The 22,996-nt window shown below is 56.1% G+C and carries 16 protein-coding genes; 8 read left to right on the top strand and 8 right to left on the bottom strand.

Going from position 1 to position 22,996, the window contains the following annotated elements:
- Window positions 1-102 precede the first annotated feature (102 nt).
- Complete coding sequence (locus tag JNB88_RS14240; protein WP_220356008.1) at window positions 103-582, top strand: pyridoxamine 5'-phosphate oxidase family protein; 480 nt, start codon at window positions 103-105, stop codon at window positions 580-582.
- Window positions 583-971: 389 nt separating this feature from the next.
- Here the strand turns inward: JNB88_RS14240 and JNB88_RS14235 are convergent, their stop codons facing one another.
- The 3 genes from JNB88_RS14235 to JNB88_RS14225 form a co-directional block, all read right to left on the bottom strand.
- Complete coding sequence (locus JNB88_RS14235; RefSeq protein ID WP_220356007.1) at window positions 972-1,241, bottom strand: RcnB family protein; 270 nt, start codon at window positions 1,239-1,241, stop codon at window positions 972-974.
- 154 nt (window positions 1,242-1,395) lie between these two features.
- The gene (gene treZ, locus JNB88_RS14230; protein ID WP_223217197.1) at window positions 1,396-3,372 is read right to left on the bottom strand and encodes a malto-oligosyltrehalose trehalohydrolase; all 1,977 of its coding nucleotides are present in this window, start codon (window positions 3,370-3,372) and stop codon (window positions 1,396-1,398) included.
- A gap of 89 nt (window positions 3,373-3,461) precedes the next feature.
- Window positions 3,462-5,120 (bottom strand): alpha-glucosidase, encoded by a 1,659-nt coding sequence (locus JNB88_RS14225; RefSeq protein WP_276572927.1) that lies wholly within the window; start codon window positions 5,118-5,120, stop codon window positions 3,462-3,464.
- Between the two features lie 317 nt (window positions 5,121-5,437).
- Here JNB88_RS14225 and JNB88_RS14220 point away from each other — a divergent pair, with 317 nt between their 5' ends.
- Both JNB88_RS14220 and JNB88_RS14215 read left to right on the top strand, forming a co-directional pair.
- Window positions 5,438-8,671: a DEAD/DEAH box helicase gene (locus JNB88_RS14220; protein WP_220356006.1), complete on the top strand. Its 3,234-nt coding sequence runs from the start codon at window positions 5,438-5,440 to the stop codon at window positions 8,669-8,671.
- A gap of 789 nt (window positions 8,672-9,460) precedes the next feature.
- Entirely contained in the window at window positions 9,461-10,657 is a 1,197-nt protein-coding gene (locus JNB88_RS14215) for a helix-turn-helix domain-containing protein (RefSeq protein ID WP_223217196.1), read from the top strand.
- 174 nt (window positions 10,658-10,831) lie between these two features.
- Here JNB88_RS14215 and JNB88_RS14210 read toward each other — a convergent pair whose 3' ends face one another.
- Window positions 10,832-11,119 carry a hypothetical protein gene (locus tag JNB88_RS14210; RefSeq protein WP_220356005.1) on the bottom strand — a complete coding sequence of 96 codons (288 nt, stop codon included), beginning with the start codon at window positions 11,117-11,119 and terminating at the stop codon, window positions 10,832-10,834.
- 360 nt (window positions 11,120-11,479) lie between these two features.
- Between JNB88_RS14210 and JNB88_RS14205 the strand changes: the two genes are divergently transcribed.
- Window positions 11,480-11,707, top strand: a complete 228-nt coding sequence (locus tag JNB88_RS14205) for a hypothetical protein (RefSeq protein WP_220356004.1) — start codon at window positions 11,480-11,482, stop codon at window positions 11,705-11,707.
- Window positions 11,708-11,914: 207 nt separating this feature from the next.
- Here the strand turns inward: JNB88_RS14205 and JNB88_RS14200 are convergent, their stop codons facing one another.
- Window positions 11,915-12,148 carry a DUF6894 family protein gene (locus tag JNB88_RS14200; protein ID WP_220356003.1) on the bottom strand — a complete coding sequence of 78 codons (234 nt, stop codon included), beginning with the start codon at window positions 12,146-12,148 and terminating at the stop codon, window positions 11,915-11,917.
- 594 nt (window positions 12,149-12,742) lie between these two features.
- On the opposite strand from JNB88_RS14200, the gene JNB88_RS14195 reads away from it, so the two are divergent.
- Both JNB88_RS14195 and JNB88_RS14190 read left to right on the top strand, forming a co-directional pair.
- Window positions 12,743-16,042, top strand: coding sequence for a PAS domain S-box protein (locus tag JNB88_RS14195; protein WP_223217195.1), 3,300 nt, complete (start codon window positions 12,743-12,745; stop codon window positions 16,040-16,042).
- The gene (locus JNB88_RS14190; protein WP_220356001.1) at window positions 16,035-16,394 is read left to right on the top strand and encodes a response regulator; all 360 of its coding nucleotides are present in this window, start codon (window positions 16,035-16,037) and stop codon (window positions 16,392-16,394) included. Before JNB88_RS14195 ends, JNB88_RS14190 begins: the two co-directional genes overlap by 8 nt.
- Window positions 16,395-16,914: 520 nt before the next feature.
- Here JNB88_RS14190 and JNB88_RS14185 read toward each other — a convergent pair.
- The 3 genes from JNB88_RS14185 to JNB88_RS14175 form a co-directional block, all read right to left on the bottom strand.
- The gene (locus tag JNB88_RS14185) at window positions 16,915-17,139 is read right to left on the bottom strand and encodes a hypothetical protein (RefSeq protein ID WP_220356000.1); all 225 of its coding nucleotides are present in this window, start codon (window positions 17,137-17,139) and stop codon (window positions 16,915-16,917) included.
- 514 nt (window positions 17,140-17,653) lie between these two features.
- A complete protein-coding gene (locus tag JNB88_RS14180) occupies window positions 17,654-18,112 on the bottom strand; it encodes a response regulator (protein ID WP_220355999.1) in 459 nt (152 codons plus the stop codon).
- 14 nt (window positions 18,113-18,126) lie between these two features.
- Window positions 18,127-19,233: a PAS domain-containing protein gene (locus tag JNB88_RS14175; RefSeq protein ID WP_220355998.1), complete on the bottom strand. Its 1,107-nt coding sequence runs from the start codon at window positions 19,231-19,233 to the stop codon at window positions 18,127-18,129.
- 208 nt (window positions 19,234-19,441) lie between these two features.
- Between JNB88_RS14175 and JNB88_RS14170 the strand changes: the two genes are divergently transcribed.
- Together JNB88_RS14170 and JNB88_RS14165 are read left to right on the top strand one after the other, a co-directional pair.
- Complete coding sequence (locus JNB88_RS14170) at window positions 19,442-21,583, top strand: histidine kinase dimerization/phosphoacceptor domain -containing protein (protein ID WP_220355997.1); 2,142 nt, start codon at window positions 19,442-19,444, stop codon at window positions 21,581-21,583.
- A gap of 462 nt (window positions 21,584-22,045) precedes the next feature.
- Window positions 22,046-22,492, top strand: coding sequence for an NUDIX hydrolase (locus JNB88_RS14165; RefSeq protein ID WP_220355996.1), 447 nt, complete (start codon window positions 22,046-22,048; stop codon window positions 22,490-22,492).
- The last annotated feature ends 504 nt before the right edge of the window (window positions 22,493-22,996 follow it).

The raw sequence follows: 22,996 nt of genomic DNA, 5'->3' as shown, positions 1-22,996 counted from the left end.
GAAGCAAATGCGTTTCAGCCCGCCCGCAGTCAGACGGGGCTGTATGTTTCCATTTCCGGACGAGAGTGGCGTGTAAATGAGAGCAAGCAATAGGAGTTTTGAATGGCCAATGAAACAGAGCAGAACAAGGTTTGGGATCTCGCCGAGAAGATAGGCTTTTGCATGTTGACAACGAGAGCGGCTGGAGAGCTGAGAGCGCGGCCAATGTCAGCCTATGTGGAGCGTTTGGAGAATTCATTCTACTTTCTGACCGACGTTGCCAGTCATAAGGACGACGAGATCGCCTCGCATCCTCAGGTGTGCCTCGCGTTTGCAGACAGCAAGGGTCAGAAATACGTGTCGGTTTCCGGCGTCGCTGAAATACAGAATGACCGCGAAAAAATTCGCGATCTATGGGCAACGCCCGCCAAGGCTTGGTGGGACAGTCCCGACGATCCTTCCATTCGTATCTTGAAGGTGACGCCCTCGTCGGCCGAATATTGGGACAGTCCCGGCACGATCGTAAGTTATATCAAAATGGCAGCGGCCGCTGTGTCGAGTTCCAAGCCAGACATGGGCGACAACGCCAAAGTCGACATGTGATTTGGGTCTCGCAACATCGGAGCACCGCCGGCTGAAGGGTGGTCCAGCCTTGATGTCAGACTGGGCTACCGATCCTGCTAGCAATCTAGCAAAAGTGGCCTACAACTGATAACAGGCAAATGGAGCGACGGGTGGTACGCCGCGGTCGCAACGTTTGTTTTGGATAATGTCAGGTGTCTTCCTTGTCATCTAGCTGTTTTGGAAAGCTCCGGGCGACGGGAGGCCAAAAGCTCGGAAAGTGTTGCCGTTCCAAGCAAAATGGTGCCTCCTTGGTTTTCACGACGCACAAAGGACACTTCGTCGGGACATGTGTTCCAAAGGTCGACTGGCCGTTGACGAGTTCAGCCTGAAACAGCGAAGTGGCCCGCGATCGTGCAGAAGACCAAAATTCAGCGAGTTGCTACCAGGCCGCGAATGATGCCCGTGTTGGAACTGAGAAGAACGAAGTGATTTTCGATTCTGATCCACTGCAGGCCGGGGCCCGGATCGCTGAGCCCGAGACGACGATAGTTGGTTACTTTTGGATGCTGCCACCAGTTCTGCAGAGGTCGTCCGCGGTCCAACCGATATCCCAGATACTGTGGTTCCCGCCACTGTTCCGCATTGGAGTGCGTCGCGACGAACATCATGGCGGCGAGCGCAAGAGCAATGAGCTTCATCTGCAGCACCTTTCGTGATCAGACAAGCTTAGAAACGGTGCGGTTAATAAAGCGTAAACCTTGCCCGTTCATTCGAATTTCTGGAGTTCCATCGGGCGTGTGCATCGCAGGGCAGTCGACCTGCGTCGCAGAGCGCACGCTGCCTCGCGGAAGCCTAACTTGCCGGTGTATTCGTAATCGTACTTTGCCAGGCAGCCAGCCTTTTGGGAGACGGAGTACGGCGACGTTTCTCTGGTACGGGCGCGAGTAGCATTGCACTGTCGGCACTGAGCGTCCATCGCTTTTGCAAGCCGACAGGGGGCTTGCCGGCGCCGCCATACGAAAAATCTTCGCTCCACCATACCCCCTCCCATTGGTAGCCGCCCGGAGGTGAGAAGAGAGGATCGGCAAGGCTGGAGACTGCGAGGTCGACACCAAGATTAACGAGGAGCACCCGCTCATCTTGAGGCTCCACTGCGAAATAGCGAAGAAGAAATGCCGACTTGTCGAGCACACTTCCGTCAAGCGGACGCAACGCCGTGTTTGGCGCGGAGATCGCCTTTATTTGCCTGCGTATCGCCAGAAGGTCCCGGTGCAAAGCCACGATATCGGCGTTTGCTTCTCTCTCCGACCAAGCAAGCTTTGAACGCTCGAAAGTTGTGCGGGCTCCCGGAATGGCCATCGCTTCGGCAAATACTTCATCCTGGAGGTTCGGGAATTGCCTCAGAAAATCAATTCTCCCATTGCGAACGATTTCCCCGAGATCCCCCGAGTGGTCTGCGAAGTAATAAAACGGAGTGGATGCGCCAAACTCCTGCCCCTGAAACAACATAGGTGTCTGCGGCCCCAACAAGAGTAACGCAGTTAAGGCTCGAACACGCGCCGGCGAGGCGAGCTTGTTCAGGCGCACGCCCGTGCCGGAGTTGGCGATTTGATCATGGTTCTGCAGGAAATGAATGAAGTTGCAGGCAGCAAGATCCAGTCCCGGATGCCCGCGTGGCGCGTCCTGCCAGTCGTAACGCTGACCCTGGAAAAGATAACCGTACTTCGCCGCCGAGACAAACTCCTGCGCGCGCCCAAGGTGGTCGTGGTAGTAAGCCTCATTCTTGCCTGTGAGCGCAACCATCGCCGAATGATGGAAGTCGTCGTTCCAGAGCGCATCGAGTTCGTTGCCTCCGTGCTCTGGAGTGCGAACAAGCCGCGTTTCCTGCGGCTCGTTTTCTCCCACGAGATAGATAGATCTGTTTGGCGCGGCCGCGCGAGCCTCGCGGCCTATCATAGTGATGATATGGTCTTCGCCACTGTCGTAGAGGGCTTGGGTCGCGTCGATGCGCAGTCCATCGAAATGGTATTCGTCGATCCAGTAGGCGGCATTCTTCGCAAAAAATTCGCGCACGCCGCTGCAGTTGTCGCCATCGAAATTGATCGAACTGCCCCACTCGTTCGAGTAGCGTGTCGTGAAATAATCCGGCGAAAAGTCGTTGAACCTGTCGCCGGCGCCAAAGTGGTTGTAAACCACGTCGAGGATGACGCCCATCGAAAGCTCATGGGCGGTGTCCACGAACGCCCGTAGATCGTCGGGCGTCCCGTAGAGCCTTGTCGGCGCATAGGGCAGGACGCCATCATATCCCCATCCGAAAGCGCCGCAGAACTCGTTTACCGGCATGACTTCCAGGCAGGTTATACCAATTTCCTTCAATAGAGGGAGCTTCACCGCCGCGGCAGCGAACGTTCCCTCGGGCGTGAACGTGCCGATATGCATTTCGTAGAGGACTTGGCCCTCCCGCCTGATGCCGCGCCAATCTTCATCCCGCCAGGTATAGGCGCCTGGATCGATGAGCATCGAAGGGCCTGTTGGTCCCTCTGGCTGAAAGCGCGAGGCAGGATCCGCAGCTAGGTCCGAAGTAGTTTGAAGCCTGAAGCGATAAAGAGCGCCTACTCCCACATTCTTCAGATCAAGGCGGAAGTAGCCCCCTTCCTCCGGATCCATCGCGTATTCACGTCCATCGCCAATGAGGAGCCAAACGCCGTCCTGTGCTGGTGCCCATACCCGAAATGACGCTGTATCACCAATGAGCTCCGCACCGACCGGATAACGTCTTTGCTGTCTATCCATAAGAGAGTGGGCGGGTGCTTGGCGCGTCACGCTCATAGGTACTCCTGGAGGTTGGAGGTCACAAAGGTCAGCGAAAGAATGCGCGGGTCATGAAGAACTACCGCTGAAAGCCTTTGTTCCGCCGATCAGTCCGTCTCAGCTAAAATGGCGAAGGCTTCGTATGGGCGCAGATTGAGCATGGCGGGCACCTGATCGATAGGGTTGTAATTGCTGATCAAGCAGCTACCCGATAGCTGAAGCTCATTCGGCATGTCTACGCAGATCGTCCGCGCGGAAAAGTTTGCCATGACGACTAAACGCTCGCTGTTCAGCGAGCGCGTATAACTGAAGACGTCAGGATGCTGATCGAGGTAGGACTGGTAACGGCCATAGACGATGACTGAGTGCTTCTTCCTGAGCGCGATCAGCTTGCGATAGTGGTTCCAGATGGACTGTTCATCAGTCACGGCACGTTCAGCGTTGATGGCCGTATAATTGCGGTTGACTTCGATCCACGGAATGCCTGTGGTGAAGCCGGCGTTGGCCCCAGATGTCCATTGCATTGGTGTTCGGGCATTGTCACGTCCGTTCTCACTGGCGCCTTTGATGAACTCTTCGGGGGAGAGGCCAGCCTCAAGGTGGAGACGATGCATGTTGAGCGTCTCGACATCCCTGTACTGCTCGATCTTGGTGAAGGGCGCGTTGGTCATTCCTATCTCCTCGCCCTGATAGACGAATGGTGTGCCTCTCAGAAGATGAAGGACTGTTGCGAGCATTTTGGCTGACTCGACCGGAAATCCCTTGACGTCTCCGTATTTTGACACCGCGCGGGGCAGGTCATGATTTCCCCAAAAGAGTGAATTCCATCCGTCATCGGACAGAGCATACTGCCACTTGCTGAGGACCGACTTCAGCTTGACGAGGTCGAAGGGCCTTGAGCGCCACTTCCCGTAGATCTCGTCCCATTGCTGGGTCACGTGCTCGAACTGAAAGACCATGGAAAGTTCCTTGCGCTCGCGGCCTGAATAAAGAAGCGCCGAACCGGGCGTTGCGCTCCAGGTCTCGCCAACCGTTAGCACGTCCCGGCTGCCAAAGGTTGCCTGGTGCATTTCCTTCAGGTAGTCATGGAGGTGGGGACCATCCGTGACGATGGATTGGTCGACCTGCTTGCCGATATAGTCGATGACGTCCATCCTGAAGCCGGCAATGCCCCGATCGAGCCACCAGTTCATCATCTTGTAGATCTCTTCCCGAACGCTCGGGTTTTCCCAGTTCAGATCCGGCTGCCGTCTGGAAAAGAGGTGCAGATAGTACTCGTTTGTTATGGGGTCGAGGGTCCACGCTGACCCCCCAAAGGAGGATGTCAAAGCATTTGGGGGAGCGCCGTTCTCGGCTGGCTTCCGCCAGATATAATAATTTCGATAGGCGCTGTCTGTCGAACTGCGGGCGTCGATGAACCAGGGATGCTCATCCGAAGTATGGTTTACCACGAGGTCCATGATGATGCCGATACCGCGGCTCTTCGCATCAGCGACAAGGCGATCGAAATCCGCAAGCGTACCGAATTCCGGCGCTATCGCGGAGTAATCCGAGATGTCGTACCCGTTGTCGTCCATAGGAGAAGCGTAAATCGGCGATAGCCAGATGATCTCGATCCCAAGAGCTTTTAGATACTCCAGTTTTGAAATAATGCCCTCGAGGTCGCCGACCCCATCGCCGTTGCTATCAGCAAAGCTGCGTGGATAGACCTGGTAGATTGTCGATTGATGCCACCATAGGGGGCTCAGGCTTGCGTCTGTCATCATAGAGATATCTGCTTTCCCCACAAACTCGACGAGAGGAGATCATCCCCAATGGCCGGAAGAAAGACCGGGGGAAAAAGTTCCGCAAATGATGATGCTTTTTTTGGACATGTCGTTGCAGATTGCACCTAGGGTGTCGAAGAGGAATTGTATCGTCTCCCTGACCAAGAGCATTTCATTAGCGCAGCCCCGTCGCGGAGAGCTCTCGCGACCTTAAGGGGCCACCGGGGGGTGATGGCGGCGCTGGTTATGCCAAGGATCGATGGAACCTGGGAGAGCAACGGTCGTTGTTTGGGATCCACTCTTACCGGAACCCTTCCGTGAACAATCCTTACAGCAAGTCAACAGGACTATCCTTTCGTTTTTCCGCACCGGCATCCTACACAGCCTGCAAGCTTCGGCAGCTTATTGAAGGCGAGACGAACATCGACACGGTTTTCGTCGCGCGGTCGGACGCCGGTGCAAAACGAATTTTCGAAGCGTCTAAGCCGCTTTGGTCCGATCGTGACCTCCTCTATTTTCCCGCATGGGATTGCCTCCCCTTTGATCGAATCCCGCCCTCGCGAGCATCAATGGGTATGCGAATGGGTGCCTTGCGTGATTGGCTGATGGTCACGCAAAGCAAGAGGCTCTGCATAACATCGCTGGAGGCTTTGCTTCAGCGCGTTCCACCGGTTCAAGTCATCCGTGAATCCTCGTTTCACCTCTCGGTCGGCCAGAAGCTCGATGTGGGCGCTTTTAAGGACTTTGTTCTCCAAACCGGATACGTGGCGGACGGTGTCGTAGACGAGCCAGGTGAAGTCGCCATTCTAAAGGACGTTATAGACATATACCCGGCTGGCGCATCTCAGCCGATGCGATGTTATTTCGATGAAGACGGTCACGTGTCCGAGCTTCGTTGTTATGATCGTCTGACGCAGCGTACTCAGTCGAGCGCGGAGACGATGATTGTCGGGCCAGCCTCCGAGATCATCTGTCGCAACGACGATACCGAGGAATTTGCAGACACCGTTCCTGTCTATAGGCAAATGATGAGCCGATACGACAATCTGCAGTCCGTTTTCGATATCTTCAAACCGTCGGCGTTCGTTTTCGAGGACGGCGTCGATGACAGAGTGGACGAGTATCTGGACATCATTGACGAGGCAAGAGCTACGGCGGAACTTGCGTCGGAAAGTAGATTGTATCTGGATCGACAAGCCTGGGGCGATGAATGCCCATCGAGCCGCTCAGAGATCTCCGCGGCGGACTACCAGGCCCTTCCCTCCTTGCAGAAGGGCTTCGCTGCATTTTCTCACTTCGTGAAGGAGGCTATGACAACCTCTCAAGTCGTGATCACCGGGGACGAACAGCGCTTGGCGCGAACCTGCAATCGCTTGCAAGCGACCCTTGGTGAAGAGGTCAACTATGTCCATGACTGGAAGACCTGCATGCAAGATGGCGCTCGCCTTTCCAGTATCGCACTTCCCTGGACCAGCGGATTTATCGACCGCGAGCAAAGGCTTGTGGTGGTAACCTGCGATGACGTCTTCGGCCCGTCACGTGGCGATCTCTCCGCCTCCCCGCCCGCACTCGGCGCGCCCGCCCTGGGCATTGGTGATGTGGTCGTCCATGAGACGCACGGTGTGGGCATTTTGCGAGACATTGAGACCGCCAGGGTAGACGAGATAGAGCAGGATACGGTCCGCCTGGAATATTATGGGGGAGCTTCCCTTCTCGTCCCCATGGAAGAGTTTTCTCTGCTATGGCGATATGGCAGCGAGGTGGGATCGGTCGCCCTGGACCGCCTCCATACCGATGCGTGGAGAAAAAAACGGGCCGAACTCGAAAATGATATCCTGGATGCTGCCCGATACTTGCTTGAGAAAGCGCGAGAGCGGCAACTCACCAAATCGCCTGTCTTGAAAGCTCCTCAAGATCGATACCAGGCTTTCACTGCGCGTTTTCCGTATTCGCTGACGGCAGATCAGCGGGCTGCGATTGAGGCCTGCGCGTCGGATCTAGCCAGTGGCCAGCCTATGAATCGCTTGATCTGTGGCGATGTAGGTTACGGCAAAACCGAGATCGCCCTTCGTGCCGCGGCCATCGTGGCCCTTTCGGGAATGCAGGTTGCAGTTGTGGCTCCAACCACCGTTCTTGCTCGTCAGCATTTCGAGGTCTTCAAAAGGAGGTTTGCAGCGGTTGGCAAAACCGTGCGGCTGCTGTCTCGAGCTGTCTCACGCCGTCAACTGGCGCACTCACACCGATCGGCTGAAGACGGCGAAATCGACGTAATTGTCGCGACCCACGCGATACTGAGCAAGGATGTGCGCTTCCGCAAGCTGGGGCTGGTCATTATCGATGAAGAGCATCGCTTCGGCGCCGAGGATAAGCGGGCGATGCGAAGCCTTTTCCCCAATGTTCACTGTCTGGCCATGTCGGCCACCCCCATACCAAGAACGATGCAAGCAGCTCTGGTGGGAGTTCAGGACGTGAGCCTTTTGTCGACGCCCCCGGCACGCCGACGGCCGGTGCGCACTTCGGTCCTCGAATTCGACGAGACGACGGTCCGCTTAGCGTTACAGCGGGAGAGACGGCGTGGAGGGCAAAGCTTCTTTGTTGCTCCGCGTATCGCCGACATTGCGCCGCTTCAGCGCATGCTCACGAGACTAGCACCTGATTTCAATATTCTCGTCGCTCATGGAAAAATGGCTGCGGAAAAACTGGAAGATACGGTCTCTCGTTTCTCACAGGGCCATGGCGACGTACTTCTGTCGACTGACATCATAGAAAGCGGGCTGGACGTGCCTGCAGCGAACACAATCTTCATCTGGAGGCCAGATCGTTTCGGTTTGGCACAACTCCACCAATTGCGTGGCCGGGTAGGAAGAGGGCGCGCACAAGGTCTGGCTTATCTGCTGACGGAGAGAGACGGGAGCCTGAACGAGGAAAGCCGCGCCCGCCTGGACTCGATCATGACCATGGATCGCCTTGGTGCTGGCACCAGTCTGTCGATGCAAGACCTGGAACTGCGCGGTGCGGGTATATTGACGGGCAACGATCAGGCTGGACACATCAAGGTGATAGGCACCTCGCTTTACCAGGAATTGCTTCGCGATGCTGTTGCATCGTTGCGAAAGGAGAAGTCGCAGCGTCGTCAGATGCCATCGTTCAATATAGGTTTGGTTGCAACGATACCTTCTGAGTACGTACCAGATCCAGCTGTGAGGCTAAACTTGTACAGCCGCATGCTGCGAGCGACCACTCCAGCGGAGTTCGTTGATCTGGAAGAGGAAATGTCTGATCGCTTCGGGGATCCGCCGGTGGAGGTAATGACATTGCTACGCCTTAGCCGTATAAAAGCGCAGGCGGCCGCTGTCGGTGTCACTGCTTTGAGTTCAGGACCGGCGGGGATCGCCCTCGATTTTACAAAAAGGCCCCGGCAATCCCAACTGGCTGCCTGGAAAAAAATCGAGGCGCTTAGGCTGAAAGGCAATCGGGTTATATTCAGTAGGACGAGCACCCCTCCGGAGAGTCTGGATCTTCTTGAAAAAATTCTGATCGTCGATCAGTAGGTGGTGCCCGCATGCGCGGGACAACCGCCGCTCTGCTCGCGGATCGTGACCCTTGTAACGAGAGAAATGCCAACAGTAACGGTTAAGCTGACCGGCTTTCTGTGGCTCGAAATGCGGACAATCCCGTCTGCGTTTCAGGACGGTGGCTCGCATCAGGATATCAAGTCGTGGAACAGAGTGGACGCTTTCGAGTTAGCGTTTAAGGCAGGACCAATCCGCATCCACGCACACAGGCTGCGTCTAGGTCTCTTTTCAACGCTCTTCAGGAGTAAGCTATGGCCAGCGTCCGGGATTCAAGCGGGAACAAGTCAAAGGTGACGGAGACGGCAACGGAAGCCAGGCAAGGCAATTTTGGGCGACCGGTCTTTTATGTCTTGGTCTGCGGGCTTCTTCTAGCCATGGTTGCGTGGGCGGGTGTGGAAATATGGGGAGAGGGCATCGACAAAGACCCCCGGACGAGCGCCTCCACTGCGCCTGATCCGATCACTTCCCAGCCTTCCGGACCCGGAACCTTTGACAACAATCAGCCCGGAGGGAGCGGCCGGCCTCCAGAAGCCACCGATCGGTCCCCTTCACCAAGCGGGAGCGGCAGCGGCCCAACCGGCGTAAAAACGCCACTCGGAACCGAGAAGATCCAATAGGAAGCGCGATCGGCAATATTGTGTTTCGTCGAAAAGATCAGAGTGTCGGCTTAGGAAAGTGGTCAGCTTCTTGCTTCTCCCCAAGCCATTTCACGTGAACCTCCCAGTTGGGATGACGCCGATACCCGCTTTGAATTCCTTGCCAGAGATGAGCGATGATCCATCTATGGTATCTAAAACGAAGCAGGAGCTCAGGACTCCCATGGCCATAAGGTCGACCCTTGCAGGAAAACACATTCTGTTAGTCGAAGACGACTACTTTGCCGTCAGTGACCTGACCTCCCGTCTCGCTGCGATGGATGTCATTGTTACTGGTGCCGCCCCCACCGTAGAGGACGCGCTCGGGATGATCGCTGCGAGGCCAGACCTTAATGGGGCGATCCTCGACATCAACTTGGGTGGAGAGATGGTTTTTCCGGTGGCAGATGAACTTGAACGGCGGGGTCTTCCTTTCGTGTTCGCAACTGGCTACGAGCCCGACGTTGTTCCTGCACGGCATGCCGACAAGATCGTTCTTCGCAAACCTCTCAACGACGAGGGATTGGCGCTGGGCTTTTCAAGGGCAGCTCGGCCAAGTTCGGTGACGATGGAACGGGCTTTGCGCAATCAAATACTCGCCCGTCTCCCGAAGGAGAGTCTAGCGGAGCTACTCCCACTACTTTGTCACATCCGTCTGCCCAGGGGAGCTGTTCTCGAACAAGTGAACCAAACCATCAATCGTGTGTTCTTTCCGATTGACTGTATCGCATCCCTCGTTGCGGTAGGGAGTAACGGATCGAGGATCGAGGCCGGGCTGATCGGCAAGGAGGGCATGACCGGGACGGGTATTGCGTTAGGCGACAATCAGACGCCTCATGAACTCATCAATCAGATCGAAGGAGAGACGCTGGCGATGTCTGTGACGGATTTTACGAAAGTTCTTCACGATGTGCCGGATCTAAGTCTCCTGGCCGGCCGCTTCGCGAGGTCGCTTAGTATTCAGGTCAGTCACACGGCGCTCGCCAACGGCAAATTCGACATTCCAACGCGGCTTGCCCGCTGGCTGCTCATGGTGGATGACCGCTCTGCTGATAGCGCCTTCGGCCTTACCCATGAGTACTTGTCGATCATGCTTGGCGCCCGCCGCTCGTCGGTGACGGAATCAATCCACATTCTCGAAGGTGAGCACCTGATCCGGTCGTCCCGAGGCCACCTCGAAATTCGCGATCGCCCGCGTCTTATCAAATTTGCAGGGGAATGCTACGGTATCCCGGAGGCAGAGCATGGGCGACTGATGTCCCTTCCATTGACCAGACAGAGAGCAAACGTTCCTCTCCGAGGCGCTCACTTGGACAGGGCAGGTTGAAAGGCGCGTGGCCTTCTTATTACTTCAATTCATTTCGCCTCGCACACGATTGGCGTAGGAGTTTTTGACCGAACGGCCTGTTGTCGACACAGAGACCATGTAGGGGCTTCGCCCACTTACTCGGGCGCTTCTGGACTCGGGCGACGCGTTTTCATCATCTTCAAAGTAAAATCCTCAATGCGTGGTTACATCTGAAGGGGCATCAGTAATTGCCAGAGGGTCGACCTCAGCATCAAGGTTACCGTTGCTCAAGGCATCGTAAGCGTTAATAGCCGGTCGTTCCTGGGTATCGAACGCGGTGAGTTGCACCATCATTACTTTCGCGTGATCAATTGCAGTAGCGTCATCAAGTTGCCCGTCACCTTCATCCAGACGAACTGAAATTACTTCGCCTCCTTCGCCGATGAAATCCACAACGAGCATGTTTTCCTGGTGTACAACCTTTGTGTCGATAAGATGCATCACGGTTCTCCTTTTGTCGAAGAACGCCGCTCGTTGAAAGGAGTTCCAAGAATAGCGGTCTAGCGGCCTACCGATGGAACGACCCAAATACTTTGATCATTCGTCACCACGAGGAGGCGCGGTAATTGGACGCTCGCTGCTCACTTCCTACGCTTGCGGGCGACTATGGCATTCATCTCTCAGATTGCACGTTCTTCTGAGGGCCAATAGCCGTCATGTTCTCCTTCACAACTATGAAGAGACCAGGGGCTGGCTTCGCGTTAGGCGCGCTCTGCTACGTGGTTTATGTCATCTTCAAGAGGCATCGAAGCGGATCTGGAACCCCGCGTGTCCCGCCGGGGAATTGGCCTCGGAGAGTAAGTGAGCTTCATCGGTGACTTCGGGACCAACGAAGTTGTTTGGTTTTTGGCAGGCCGGGAACATTTCCACGAGCTGGTTGTTTCGGTGCCGAGGAGAGGCCTGAAGACCTTCGATGTTTCCTCATCTGCAAAGACTGGCGGGTCCAACTTGCCGCCGGTCGTCAAAGCGCCTCTCCTCACCTACCAAATCACTTGCCGGCTTGCCGACCTTGAAGGAAGAAATGATTGATCTTTGCGCATGCTTTGGTTGTTGCCGGCCGTGGTTTTGACGATACCTCTTTCATCCAACATTTTGATCGGCGTTCTCCCGAATGATCCGACGAATGGCGTCGACGTTCCCACCACGGTGACGGGGCAGGCCGAGCGGTTGCTGAGCGCGAGTAGGCCTCTCGCTGCGTTCCCTCGCGACCACTTTCGGGCTCGTATTCTGCTCCTACTAATCGAGCTTCACGACGTCCCTGAAGGGAACGGTGGCTAGAATGCGTCCGTGTTCGTCGGTGATTTCGAACCGCGTGCCGTCGATACGCTCCTGCTGCATCACCAGTTCGGCTACAATCTCGCGAGCAGCTTCCTCGGCTTGGCCGCGCGCGGTTTCCAAGGATGGGAATTCTAGACCTTGATCGTCGGTTTCGTCGCCATGGTGCGAACGCATGTGGAAGAAGTATCGCATTGGAATCTCGCTTGCCTCCGAAAGAAACGATGAGTGCGCAAGAGCGTTCCATCGTCCCAGCCTAATTCGAAGAAGGGTAGCGGCGAAGAACCGTAAGCCCGAGCGGCAAAAAGCGCCTAGGTGCTGACCGGCGCTCCGTTCTTTAGAGCCCTTCGAACGTATGCCTCAAGCATCCCGAAGGCATCCCGGTCCCTCCAACGAAAAGGAAGCATCTCGCCTGCGCGTCTTGGCCTGATAATCAGAACGTCGCAACCCTCGACCTGCTGCTTCGTCTGATCGACCGGAGCCGTGCCGTGGCATCCCGCGGCGCGGTTTCGTGTGGTCGCCATCACGGCTGAGTAGACAGGTGCCACGGGCGGTATGTTCGAGGGTTGCCGGATCGTTGCCACTGCTGGCGTCACAAATGTCTTGCTCGATGCTTGACACCGCCTTGCACCACTCAAGCTCGGTTAGCGGCTTGGTATGCCGGCACCGACCGTCGTCTTGTCATACCGGGCCGGGCCGCCATATTCATAAGAGCCTTCAGAAGAGGCACATTGAGTGCCGGGACATGACCCGAAGGGATCTTTGAGCTGAACGATCAACGGTGGCGCGATGACAAGCGACGGGCTTAGCCAACCTTTGAACTCTCGAGCGGGTTTTAGTGATGATCCTGCCTATGCCGACGCCATCTTGAGAACAATGAGGCATCCGCTTCTGGTGCTCGATGATAATCTCCGGGTGGAGAGGATTAACCGGGCCTTCCTGGAGATGTTCAAGGTAAAGGAAAATGAGACACAGGGCGTGAAGCTTTACGAGTTGGGGAACGGTCAATGGGACATTCCGGAACTTCGAGAGCTGCTCGAAACGGTTCTCCCCCAGGATAGCGAAGTTAGAGATTACCGGGTCAAGCACACGTTCGAGCGGATCGGTGAGCGAACGTTGGTTATGAACGCTTACAAAATGCCGGAAGGCGCCAACCGCAATCGCGTCCTTGTCTCTATCGAAGACGTGAGCGACCGCGAACAAGCCAGGTGGGAACTCGAAGGTCAGAAGGAATATGCGCAAAGGATAGTCGATGCCTCGCGCGACTCTTTGCTCATCCTTGGATGGGACCTGCGGGTGAGGAGTGCCAACAAGACGTTCTATGAGACGTTCAGGGTCCACCCGTCCGAGACAGAAGAACGATTGGTCTACGAACTTGGAAACGGACAGTGGGATATCCCCCGTCTGCGAAGTCTTCTAGAGGAAATCCTGCCACAGAACAACGTCTTTGACGATTTCGAGGTACGGCACGATTTCGATACCATCGGCCCCAAAACCTTCCTTTTGAATGCGCGCCGTATTGACCATGTGCAGCTCATCCTACTCGCCATTGAGGACGTAACTATGGCTAGGGATGCGGCGGCACTCATCGAGGCAAGTGAAGCCCGCTTTCGTGGCTTCGTCGCAGCAAGCTCAGATGTCATGTACAGGATGAGCCCGGATTGGAGTGAGATGCGGTCTCTTGACGGCCGAGGCTTGTTACGAGATGCCGTAACAGACAAGAGTTGGCTCGACACCTACATCGTGGAAGACGACAAGCCGCGCGTGTTGGGCGCTATGGCCACCGCAATGGGGAAAAAGGAACCCTTCGCGCTTGAACACCGCGTTTACAAGGCGGACGGGACGCAGGCTTGGACGGCCTCCCGCGCCGTTCCCGTCTTCGACCAGTCAGGCGAGATCACCGAATGGCTCGGCACCGCGACCGATGTCACAGCCGTTAGGCAGGCCCAGGAGAAACTGCAATCAAGCGAGCGGCAACTTGCAGCCCTTGTTGAGGGCGTTCCCGCCGCAATCGGAGTGCTTGGCGCCGATGGCGCCGTCAAGCTGGCAAACAGGGCGTTCACAGACCTCATTCCCGACTTCATTCCCTCTCGGGATCCGGAGCGTGTGTCCTTGTGGCGAAGCTGGGACGTCAACGGAAAGCCCATTGCTCCACACGATTTTCCTGGTGCGCGAGCGTTGCGGGGCGAGAAGGTCACCCCTGGCCTCGAAATGCTCTACGGTAAGGAAGGTGGAGAGCAGTTCTGGAAGCAGTTTGCGTCAACCCCCATTCACGATGACAAGGGTGAGGTGGTTGGCGCAGTTTGCGCCATCAGCGACATCGACGAAGTTAAACGCTCTCAATTTGCTTTGCGCAAAAGCGAGGAGCGACTTCGCAACGTTCTAAATTCCATGGCGGAGGGCTTTGCGCTGTTCAGTCCAACGTTCATCATCATTGAGGTGAATGAGGAGACGCTTCGGCTGGACGGCCGGCGGCGCGATGAACTTGTCGGTCGTTCGCACTGGGATGCATTCCCCGGCACCGAACAATCGGAGCTTGGTCATTTCTACAAGAGGATCATGGCCGAGCGTGTTCCCGGCGAAATTCAATTCCGCTACCTCTGGCCAGATGGACGCGACATGTGGGTGGACGTACGTGCTTACCCAACGCCAGACGGCGGCGTCGCTTGCTTCTGGAGGGATATTACCCAGCAGAAGCTCAGTGCCGATGCGCTTCGCGAAAGCGAGGAACGTTATCGCTCACTCTTTGACTCAATGGATGAAGCCTATGCCGTTGTTGAAGTCCTGAAGGATGCAAGGGGGACCTGGCATGATTTTCGGTTCCTTGAGGTGAACCCGGCATTTCTGGTTCACACCACGATGCCGTATCCGGTTGGTAAGACGGCGACCGAACTCCTCGGCACCCCCAACCCCCGATGGGCGCGCATGTTTGGCAAGGCGCTTGATACCAACGAGCCGCTTAGAGTGGAAGAAACAGAGGCTACGCTTGGCCTCACCTTCGACCTGAACGTTTTCACTCTCGACAAGGAGCGCAACCGTGTTGCTGTGCTTTTCACGAACATCACTGAACGCAAACGGACCGAGATGGCGCTTCGTGTCAGTGAAGAACGCTACAGAGCAATTCTTCAAAGTGCACGTGATTATGCGATCTTCACAACCGACGTCGACGGAATTATCCAGACATGGCCTCCGGGTGCTGAAGCAGTGTTCGGATGGACAGCCAACGAAGCAATTGGCAAGAACGCGGCAATGACCTTCACCGCCGAGGATCGGGAAAATAATGTGCCCGAGTGGGAGATGGCCCAGGCCCGTGTAAAAAATTACTCGCCCAATGTGCGCTGGCACCTGCGAAAAGATGGCGGCCGAGTCTTCATTGAGGGCTCAACGCGACCTCTGGCAGATGGCCGCGGCTTTTTGAAAGTGGGCCAGGATGTAACCGAGCGCAAGCAATGGGAGGAAAGGCAGGCGGTCCTTGTAACAGAACTTCAGCACCGGACGAGGAACCTCATTGGGGTGGTCAAGGCGATGGCGGAGAGAACGGCCCGTGCGAGTTCCGATCTCGCCGATTTTCGGGAGCGCTTCCAGGATAGGATCGAGGCTCTTGCTCGCGTACAGGGACTGCTGTCGCGGCTCGATACGCATGACCGCGTAACGTTCGACGAACTGATCACGACCGAAATGAGTGCCATGGGCGGCGGTGAGGGCAAGGTGCGGCTCAATGGCCCGTCCAACGTTCGTTTACGGTCGTCGACGGTACAGACCTTGGCAATGGCTCTGCACGAACTTGCCACCAATTCTGTCAAATACGGAGCTCTTCGCCAGGAGAACGGACGTCTGTTCGTCTCGTGGTCATTGGTTTTGGAGGACGATGGGAAGCACTGGCTGCGGGTCGAGTGGCGAGAGGTAGGCGTAGCAATGCCTCCCGCTGGAGCGGCGCCGCAAGGCTCGGGCCAAGGACGCGAACTCATCGAGAAAGCTCTGCCTTATCAGCTAAAGGCAAAGACCAGCTACATCATGAGTTCAACTGGCGTGCACTGCGACATCGTTATCCCCGTGTCAGAAACGATGGAGGAGGCCGCGCATGTCTGATCGCACGCATGCTGGTCGTCGAGTGCTCGTGGCTGAAGACGAGTACATATTGGCGGATGATCTACAATTGAGCCTCGAGGAGGCAGGCCTCGCAGTTGTCGGCCCCTTTGCTACGCTTCAAGACGTTCTTGAGGCTATCGCGTCTGGTTCGACTATCGACGCCGCCATTCTCGACGTCAACCTCGGCGGTCAGCAAGTTTATCCGGCGGCAGAGGCATTAAGAGAGCGGCAGACGCCGGTGGTCTTTGTTACAGGCTATGAAGCCGCCTCGTTGCCTGAGGGCTTGTGCGACATCCCCTGCCTCTCTAAGCCGATCGACCTGCGGCAGGCTCTGGAAGCGCTTGGTTTGTAACTGTAGGCGGACGTCAACAGATCGCCCGATTGAGGTGCCATTGGAATATTCTGCGTTTCCGACTTGGGGTCGGCGGCCGGCTCAATCATTGCAGCACTCCACTCGCCTTCATGAGCCGGCCGTGCACTGGCGGTGAGGGGTGACGCGTCAGCGCACCTTTTAAATATGGCTCTGCTAGCTAAATTTTCGACATTCGAACCAAGAAATTTTGCAGGAAAATGCCGGGAGCGGGGCGCGCCGCTCCCCGGCGAGGTACCCGCCGCAGGAGAAGGGAACAAGCGGGAATGGCGTCGCCTAACCTTGCGCCTGCCGCAATGTTCCCCCTAACTGCAATTGTACGCCAGATACATTGTGCGGCATAACGATGGCCAGTTTCCCAAGAATTAGGAATGGAACGCGCCGAGCGAAGCTCCGATGGGGCGTGCGACCCAAACCGACGGATTCGGATCCACAGGCGAGCCCGCGGCGCCGCAGTCAGGAAGTCCGGAGAATGCTTCCCTACTTCCTATGCGCGTTTATTTCACGCTCGACCTTGCGGGCCAGTCGTGACATTGGCCGATAGCTGTCGAACGACCTCTGCAGCCAATTCTGTCACATCGTAGACAATTGACGCTCCGTGAGCGCTCGTGGCCCTAGTGACAATCTGTGTTCGGTCGGGTAGCGCCACCAAGGCGACCACCTGATCCGGGTTTATGAACACGGGCATCGCTGCCTGCCCAATCAACGTCAGTTGTACAAGCCTCATGAGAGCTCTCCAGCAAACAAAAGCGCGAACGTCCTCAAACGACGTCGCGAGTTCAACCGCCCAAGGGCCAACGATCCTTATTGTAGGCATGTCCTAGCCCCGGGGTGCCGTGAATTTGTCCACGATCACAGACGTGGTAGACGTGTTGGCCTCTTGGACCGGCTAGGCCATATCGGCGTCGCGGCTCCAACCTGACGCGGATCTTAGCTTCGAATTCTCATCATTGTGCCTCCTAAAAACCTTCAGCATGGGAGCGAAAATCTCCAGGCAGAGCTGAGATTGTCTCAAGACATTCAGTGTTCAAGATGTTAGCGCCAAATTCATGGAATTTTTTGTAAATGCATCTTGCAACAAAAGCCGGCCAACCCAGTGAGCTTTCGCCACTCGCCGGATTGGCTGGCTGTAACGGAGACGCCGGGTTCAGTGAGGGCGCTTACCGCAGAGACATCACCGTTACAGGCCTTAGCGACGGGGCAGGGGCGCATCCGGAAGGATGCGATTGGCGGTGAAAGGCTTAGGCCGCAGCGCCGCTTTGCCGCTGTCTTGACGTGACTTCCGCGTCTGATTCACCGGGTGGCTCGAACACAAGGAGGCTGGGGGGAGGGGAGGGTGGACGCGATCCCGAGACTACTGCGTCGACATAAGATAGTGCATTTTTGAGGCCGTTGATCGTATAGGGCTTCTCTATGGCGCCTAGGGCACCCGCATAGTCGGATGGGATTCTCTTGAGGTTTCCAGAGACAAAAACGAAGGGAATACTCTTCGAGCTCAGCTTGCGGCCGATATCAATACCGGTCGGGCCATCGCGGAGCTGGATATCTACAAATGCGAATTCTGGGCTACCCTGGTCAATAAGCTGGATTGCCTCCTCATAATTTCCAGCAATCCCAATGACCTGATGACTGCTTGCCTCGATCTCGCTTTCCAATTCCATAGCGAGCAACATCTCGTCTTCAACGATAAGCGTTCTCAAGACTCGGTCCTTTCCTAATCTTCAACAAGAAGGGTTACGCGCACTTCTGTTCTGTGGCCTTCCACGTGACGTTCTATACTCGCACGCAGTTGATGGATCGAGGCGTCCAGCATTGCACGGCTGTATGCGTCCTGCTCACCGTCCACCTCGACGGGAGTGACTGTATCAACGACCCGAATGAGGAAGTGGCCGTTCAACCTGCGAATTTCCAGATGTATCTCACCACCGCCGTCGCTGAGCCCCCGCCTTACGGCATCTCCGACAAGCTCGTTGATGATGAGAGCCAGCGGCGAGGCCTTTGAAGCGGAAACCGTCACCGGATGCAGGTCCGTCGTCAGGACGATATCGGGCCTTTTCAGTGACCCAACGATGTCCGTCACCAAATCCCGACCGAAATCTGCAACGTCGAAATGACCAAGCCTTTCATCGTTCAGGAGCTTACGTTGCACCGTGCTCAGGGCCTCGACACGGTCAAGAACGGATTTAAGCGTTTTCTCAACCGTACTATTTCTTGTCATTCGCATTTGTAACTTTATGATCGATGCGATCGTTAGGAGATTGTTTTTGACCCGGTGGTCCACCTCGTGAACAAGGTCGCTTTTCACACTGAGTGCGTCGCGTAGCTCTGCCGTACGCCGCGCAACCTCTTCCTCCGCGCTATGACGGGCGTTTGCCAACTCGGATTCCTTGCTCTTGATGTTCGTAAAGTCGACTTGCGAGGCAAAGAAGTATATAACGTTGCCATCGCGATCTCGAACAGGGCTGACAAAAAGGGCATTCCAGAATGTGCTGCCGTCTTTGCGGTAGTTCAAAATGTCAACTGAGACGTCACGCTCACTGACGACTGCGTTTCGCAATTTAGAAACGGCTTCCTGGTCGGTTTCCGGGCCCTGGAGAAGGCGGCAGTTCTGGCCGATGAGCTCCTCTTGACTGTAGCCCGTTAACTCGGAGAACGCACGGTTGGAAAAAATGATCGGATTGTCATCCTGGCGCGGGTCGGTGATGAGCATTGGCATGCGCGTAGCCTTGAAGGCTGCCGCGAAAGGGTCCTCGGATGGATGGGATGCTATGAGGCGGTCGCCTGCATCACGCGCATCCCGACGGTGGTTCTCGTCGTGCATTGTTCAATCCGTGTCAGCCACTTGGGCCCAATGTCTTCAACCTGTCGCAGGTTCACGGGATGTATCCGCGAACTTCATCGTTTCAAGGGGGATCACGCGTCCGCCGCCCGTGTTGCCCTTTCAGCAAAGTATTTCCAAATCCCGTAATGCACTTGGAAAGCTTGTGGTTCCGCTCTAAGTGTTTGCCAGCTGTGCCGGAAAGGGCGACATGAACGATAGAACCGCCACATCGCCCGAACTGACTTCGTGTGATCTTGAACCAATACACATCCCTGGCTCCATCCAGCCGCACGGAGTCATGCTTGTCGCCGATGGCAGCTCGAATGAAATCGTTGGTGAGGCGGGTGACGTCGCCGCATTTCTCTGTCGACCGACGCTTGGAAACTCAGTCCACGATGTTCTTGGAGAGAAACTTGCGGAGCGTCTTTCCGACGCGACGAATGGACGGCTAACCGTGCTTGGGCGCATGCAGGGGCCGCGCGGGCCACTCGATGTAGTGGCTTATCGGTCAGGGCCCTTTGTTGTTGTGGAATTCGACCCGACCGAGGATGAGACGGTTGAGACCATTCCTTTTCTGGTCGCCCTGGATGCCGCCAGTTCCCGCTTTGAGCGGTCTAGCAGTGTCAAGGAACTTTGTCGGGAGGCGGCGGCGATCTTCCGGCAGTTGACTGGATATGATCGCGTTATGGTCTACCAGTTTCTCGATGACGACGCTGGCGTCGTCGTGGGTGAAAGCACCGCCGTTGGGACATCCACTTTCATGAACCATCATTTTCCGGCGTCGGATATCCCCAAGCAAGCCAGGGCGCTTTATCTCAGGAACAAGTCCCGGGTCATTCCAGACGTGGACTACGAGCCGCGCCCTATTCGTTCCCGGTTCGATTTGCGAAACCTTGATCTCAGCGACTCTATCCTGAGAAGCGTGTCGCCGATACACATTCAATACCTGAAGAACATGGGCGTGGGCGCTTCCGCTTCGTTCTCGATCGTCAAGGATGGAGTGTTATGGGGGTTGATAGCGTGCCATCACGCCTCTCCGCGGGCTATTCCGTTGTCGACACGGATGGGTTGCCAAGCACTGGCTAACGCTCTTTCAAGACAAATCAGGTCCAAAGAGGAGGGCGAGCTCTACCGGGAGCGTATCCGCTTGCGTTCTCAGGAGGATGTGGTCCTTGCCAAGCTTGGCAACGACAGTTCACTGGAGGAGTTCTTTGTCAATTCGGGTCCGGAACTTGCGCGATTGCTGGCGGCTGATGGCTTTGCGGCGGTGCAAGGTAAGGACTTGCTCGTATACGGGATCACGCCTGACAAGATTGACGTGCGCAAGATCGCGGAGCATGTGAGGCTTCCTGCATCGCGCCAGCCCTACGTGACAACCAGCCTCTCTCGACAATGGCAGGAGGCGGAGGCGTTCCGTGAACAGGCTAGCGGGTTGCTCGGCGTAACGATGTCCACGGAAGTGCCCACCATACTGATGTGGTTCCGCGCGGAGCACATAGAGGTACTAAAGTGGGCGGGAGAACCTCATAAGGATATTCCATTGGAGCCAGGAGCAACCCTACGCCCACGATCCTCATTTGCCGCATGGAGCGAAAATGTCAGGGGCACTGCACCGCCCTGGAGCCATGCAGAGGTGGAAGCGGCTACCCGGATCGTACGGCTCATGCTTGAACAGCGCAACAATCACCGCATGAGGGAACTGAACAAAGAACTTTCTATAACCTTGCGCGAGAACGAAAGCCTGCTCAGTCAAAAGGATTACCTCCTCAAGGAGGTCAATCACCGCGTTCAGAACTCGCTCCAGCTGGTCTCTGCATTCTTGCGCTTGCAGGCCCGCGAGGCAAAATCGGAGGATCTGAAGGAGGGTCTCGACGAAGCGCAAAAGAGGCTCACCGCAGTGTCGCTGGTACACAGACGGCTTTATCAGGATGACAGCGTGGAGATTGTTGATCTCTCCCGTTACATCGAGACGCTCCTCTTCGACATGATGCAAGGCATGGATCGCGGCTGGCAGGAGGAACTCACGCTCGATCTTACCCCTGTATTGATCGCGACCGATAAGGCTGTAAATATCGGTCTTGTGCTTACCGAGTTGGTCATCAACGCCCAGAAATACGCCTATGGAGGAAGTCCGGGCGCGCTGACAATCAAGTTGGAACAACACCGTGGAACGCTACGTCTGATCGTGTCAGACCGAGGGCGGGGCAAGCAGAATCCAGACGCAACGGGTTTCGGCTATCGAATGCTGTCGGCGATCGTCAATAGGCTCCAAGGCGGCCTCGACGAAGAGGACAACATGCCGGGGCTCCGCGTGGTTCTTACCGCTCCCATCCAAGCCGCTCAGCATTGATTGAGGTTTGACAATCAAAAGAACCGTGAAAACGTGTGGGCGAGGGGACGTCTCGACCAACTGGCTTCCCGGCCAACGTCGCAATGAACCCTTCTCATTGTGAAGTGCCGCATTTTCAGCTGCTGGCATGGCTCATTTTTGGGTTCAAATATGGGTCCGAGGATAATACTTGGCTGAGATCGCCTGGATCGCCGGACCCGTGGCACGGCTGGCGAAGTCAGATTGAAACCGAAAGACATTGTTGCCGCCGTGGAGTAGCATCCACAGGCTACCAATCAGCAAGTCTTTCGAGCCACGTTCAACGCGGCCAGTCTCGCCTCCGAGCAGCCTTCCGCCCGCGTCACGGAACTTTTCGACATCTCATTGACTCACGAAAGCATCGCATGGCGAACACTAACGCACCAGGAGGTCGGGAACTCCGACCTCACGTGCTTGTTCGGCCACGAGATCAGCGGTGAGCGAATGAATAAGCAGGCAAACGGTATACATACTTCGACCCCGGCACCTGCTTACCAGATCGGGGCGATCTGCATGCGCTCGCAAGCTGACGGCCCTGAAGTACTAATGATCACCACTCGAGAGACGAGGAGATGGATGATCCCAAAGGGATGGCCCATAAACGGTCTAACGCCCCGGGAGGTTGCCGAACGCGAGGCATGGGAGGAGGCTGGCGTCGTTGGAAAGGTCAAACGAAAGCCGTTCGGTGAATTCCGCTACTCCAAGATTCTTGCTGATGGACGCAAGATCGAGCCACTAGTGTCTGTTTACCTCATCAAGGTGCGGCGGCGTAAGAAGCGATTTCCAGAAATGGCCGAGCGCAATGTCATTTGGATGAAGCCGGTTGAGGCTGCGCGACATGTCAACGAGCCAGACTTACGGAAACTCTTGTTGAATGTCTTGGCGCTTTAGTGAAAGACTTCAACGCTCTCACGTTGACTGGGCAGCGGCTCCTGATCAACCGCTGAGCGCCGGGAGCGTCCCTCCGGTTCTGTACCAGAATAATTCGAAGCTATCCACATGTTCGAAGCTGTCGTCATTGCACGAACAAACACTGTAACTGACGACATGCTGATCGCAACGAAACCGAACAACAACCGTCTTGATGTGAATGGAACTGACGGCAACTGACGCCCCTCGTTGTGGATCTGAGGGGCCAAAAGATTCGATCTCTCCGTTAGTTATGCCCCTGATGTCGCCTGCAGCATCGGCAATCGGAACGGCTCATCATGGGCGACCCGCGCCGGTACCTTCATTGGTTTTTCAGGCAAAGGGCGAGCTGGTAGGCCGCCCTTTGCCAGTGCGTCGCCCAAGCGACGTATAATTGCCTTCGGCACCCGCTCCCTCGGAACAGTTGGGGTTGCTCAAAGGCATTGACTGCGCCAACCCGCAAATATGCGAGTAGATCGATGACGC

The sequence above is a fragment of the Rhizobium cauense genome (assembly GCF_019511525.1).
Taxonomy (GTDB): domain Bacteria; phylum Pseudomonadota; class Alphaproteobacteria; order Rhizobiales; family Rhizobiaceae; genus Rhizobium; species Rhizobium cauense.
Note: the sequence above shows the minus strand (reverse complement) of the source record. Positions and strands in the feature narration are given on the sequence as shown.

What these genes read in the sequence shown, in the direction of transcription:
- JNB88_RS14200 (WP_220356003.1), bottom strand. Translation starts at nt 12,148, where the DNA reads ATGCGATACTTCTTCCACATGCGTTCGCACCATGGCGACGAAACCGAC.
- JNB88_RS14215 (WP_223217196.1), top strand. Translation starts at nt 9,461, where the DNA reads ATGAGCGATGATCCATCTATGGTATCTAAAACGAAGCAGGAGCTCAGG.
- treZ (WP_223217197.1), bottom strand. Translation starts at nt 3,372, where the DNA reads ATGAGCGTGACGCGCCAAGCACCCGCCCACTCTCTTATGGATAGACAG.
- JNB88_RS14225 (WP_276572927.1), bottom strand. Translation starts at nt 5,120, where the DNA reads ATGATGACAGACGCAAGCCTGAGCCCCCTATGGTGGCATCAATCGACA.
- JNB88_RS14175 (WP_220355998.1), bottom strand. Translation starts at nt 19,233, where the DNA reads ATGCACGACGAGAACCACCGTCGGGATGCGCGTGATGCAGGCGACCGC.
- JNB88_RS14195 (WP_223217195.1), top strand. Translation starts at nt 12,743, where the DNA reads ATGACAAGCGACGGGCTTAGCCAACCTTTGAACTCTCGAGCGGGTTTT.
- JNB88_RS14185 (WP_220356000.1), bottom strand. Translation starts at nt 17,139, where the DNA reads ATGAGGCTTGTACAACTGACGTTGATTGGGCAGGCAGCGATGCCCGTG.
- JNB88_RS14240 (WP_220356008.1), top strand. Translation starts at nt 103, where the DNA reads ATGGCCAATGAAACAGAGCAGAACAAGGTTTGGGATCTCGCCGAGAAG.
- JNB88_RS14190 (WP_220356001.1), top strand. Translation starts at nt 16,035, where the DNA reads ATGTCTGATCGCACGCATGCTGGTCGTCGAGTGCTCGTGGCTGAAGAC.
- JNB88_RS14170 (WP_220355997.1), top strand. Translation starts at nt 19,442, where the DNA reads ATGAACGATAGAACCGCCACATCGCCCGAACTGACTTCGTGTGATCTT.
- JNB88_RS14165 (WP_220355996.1), top strand. Translation starts at nt 22,046, where the DNA reads ATGAATAAGCAGGCAAACGGTATACATACTTCGACCCCGGCACCTGCT.
- JNB88_RS14210 (WP_220356005.1), bottom strand. Translation starts at nt 11,119, where the DNA reads ATGCATCTTATCGACACAAAGGTTGTACACCAGGAAAACATGCTCGTT.
- JNB88_RS14235 (WP_220356007.1), bottom strand. Translation starts at nt 1,241, where the DNA reads ATGAAGCTCATTGCTCTTGCGCTCGCCGCCATGATGTTCGTCGCGACG.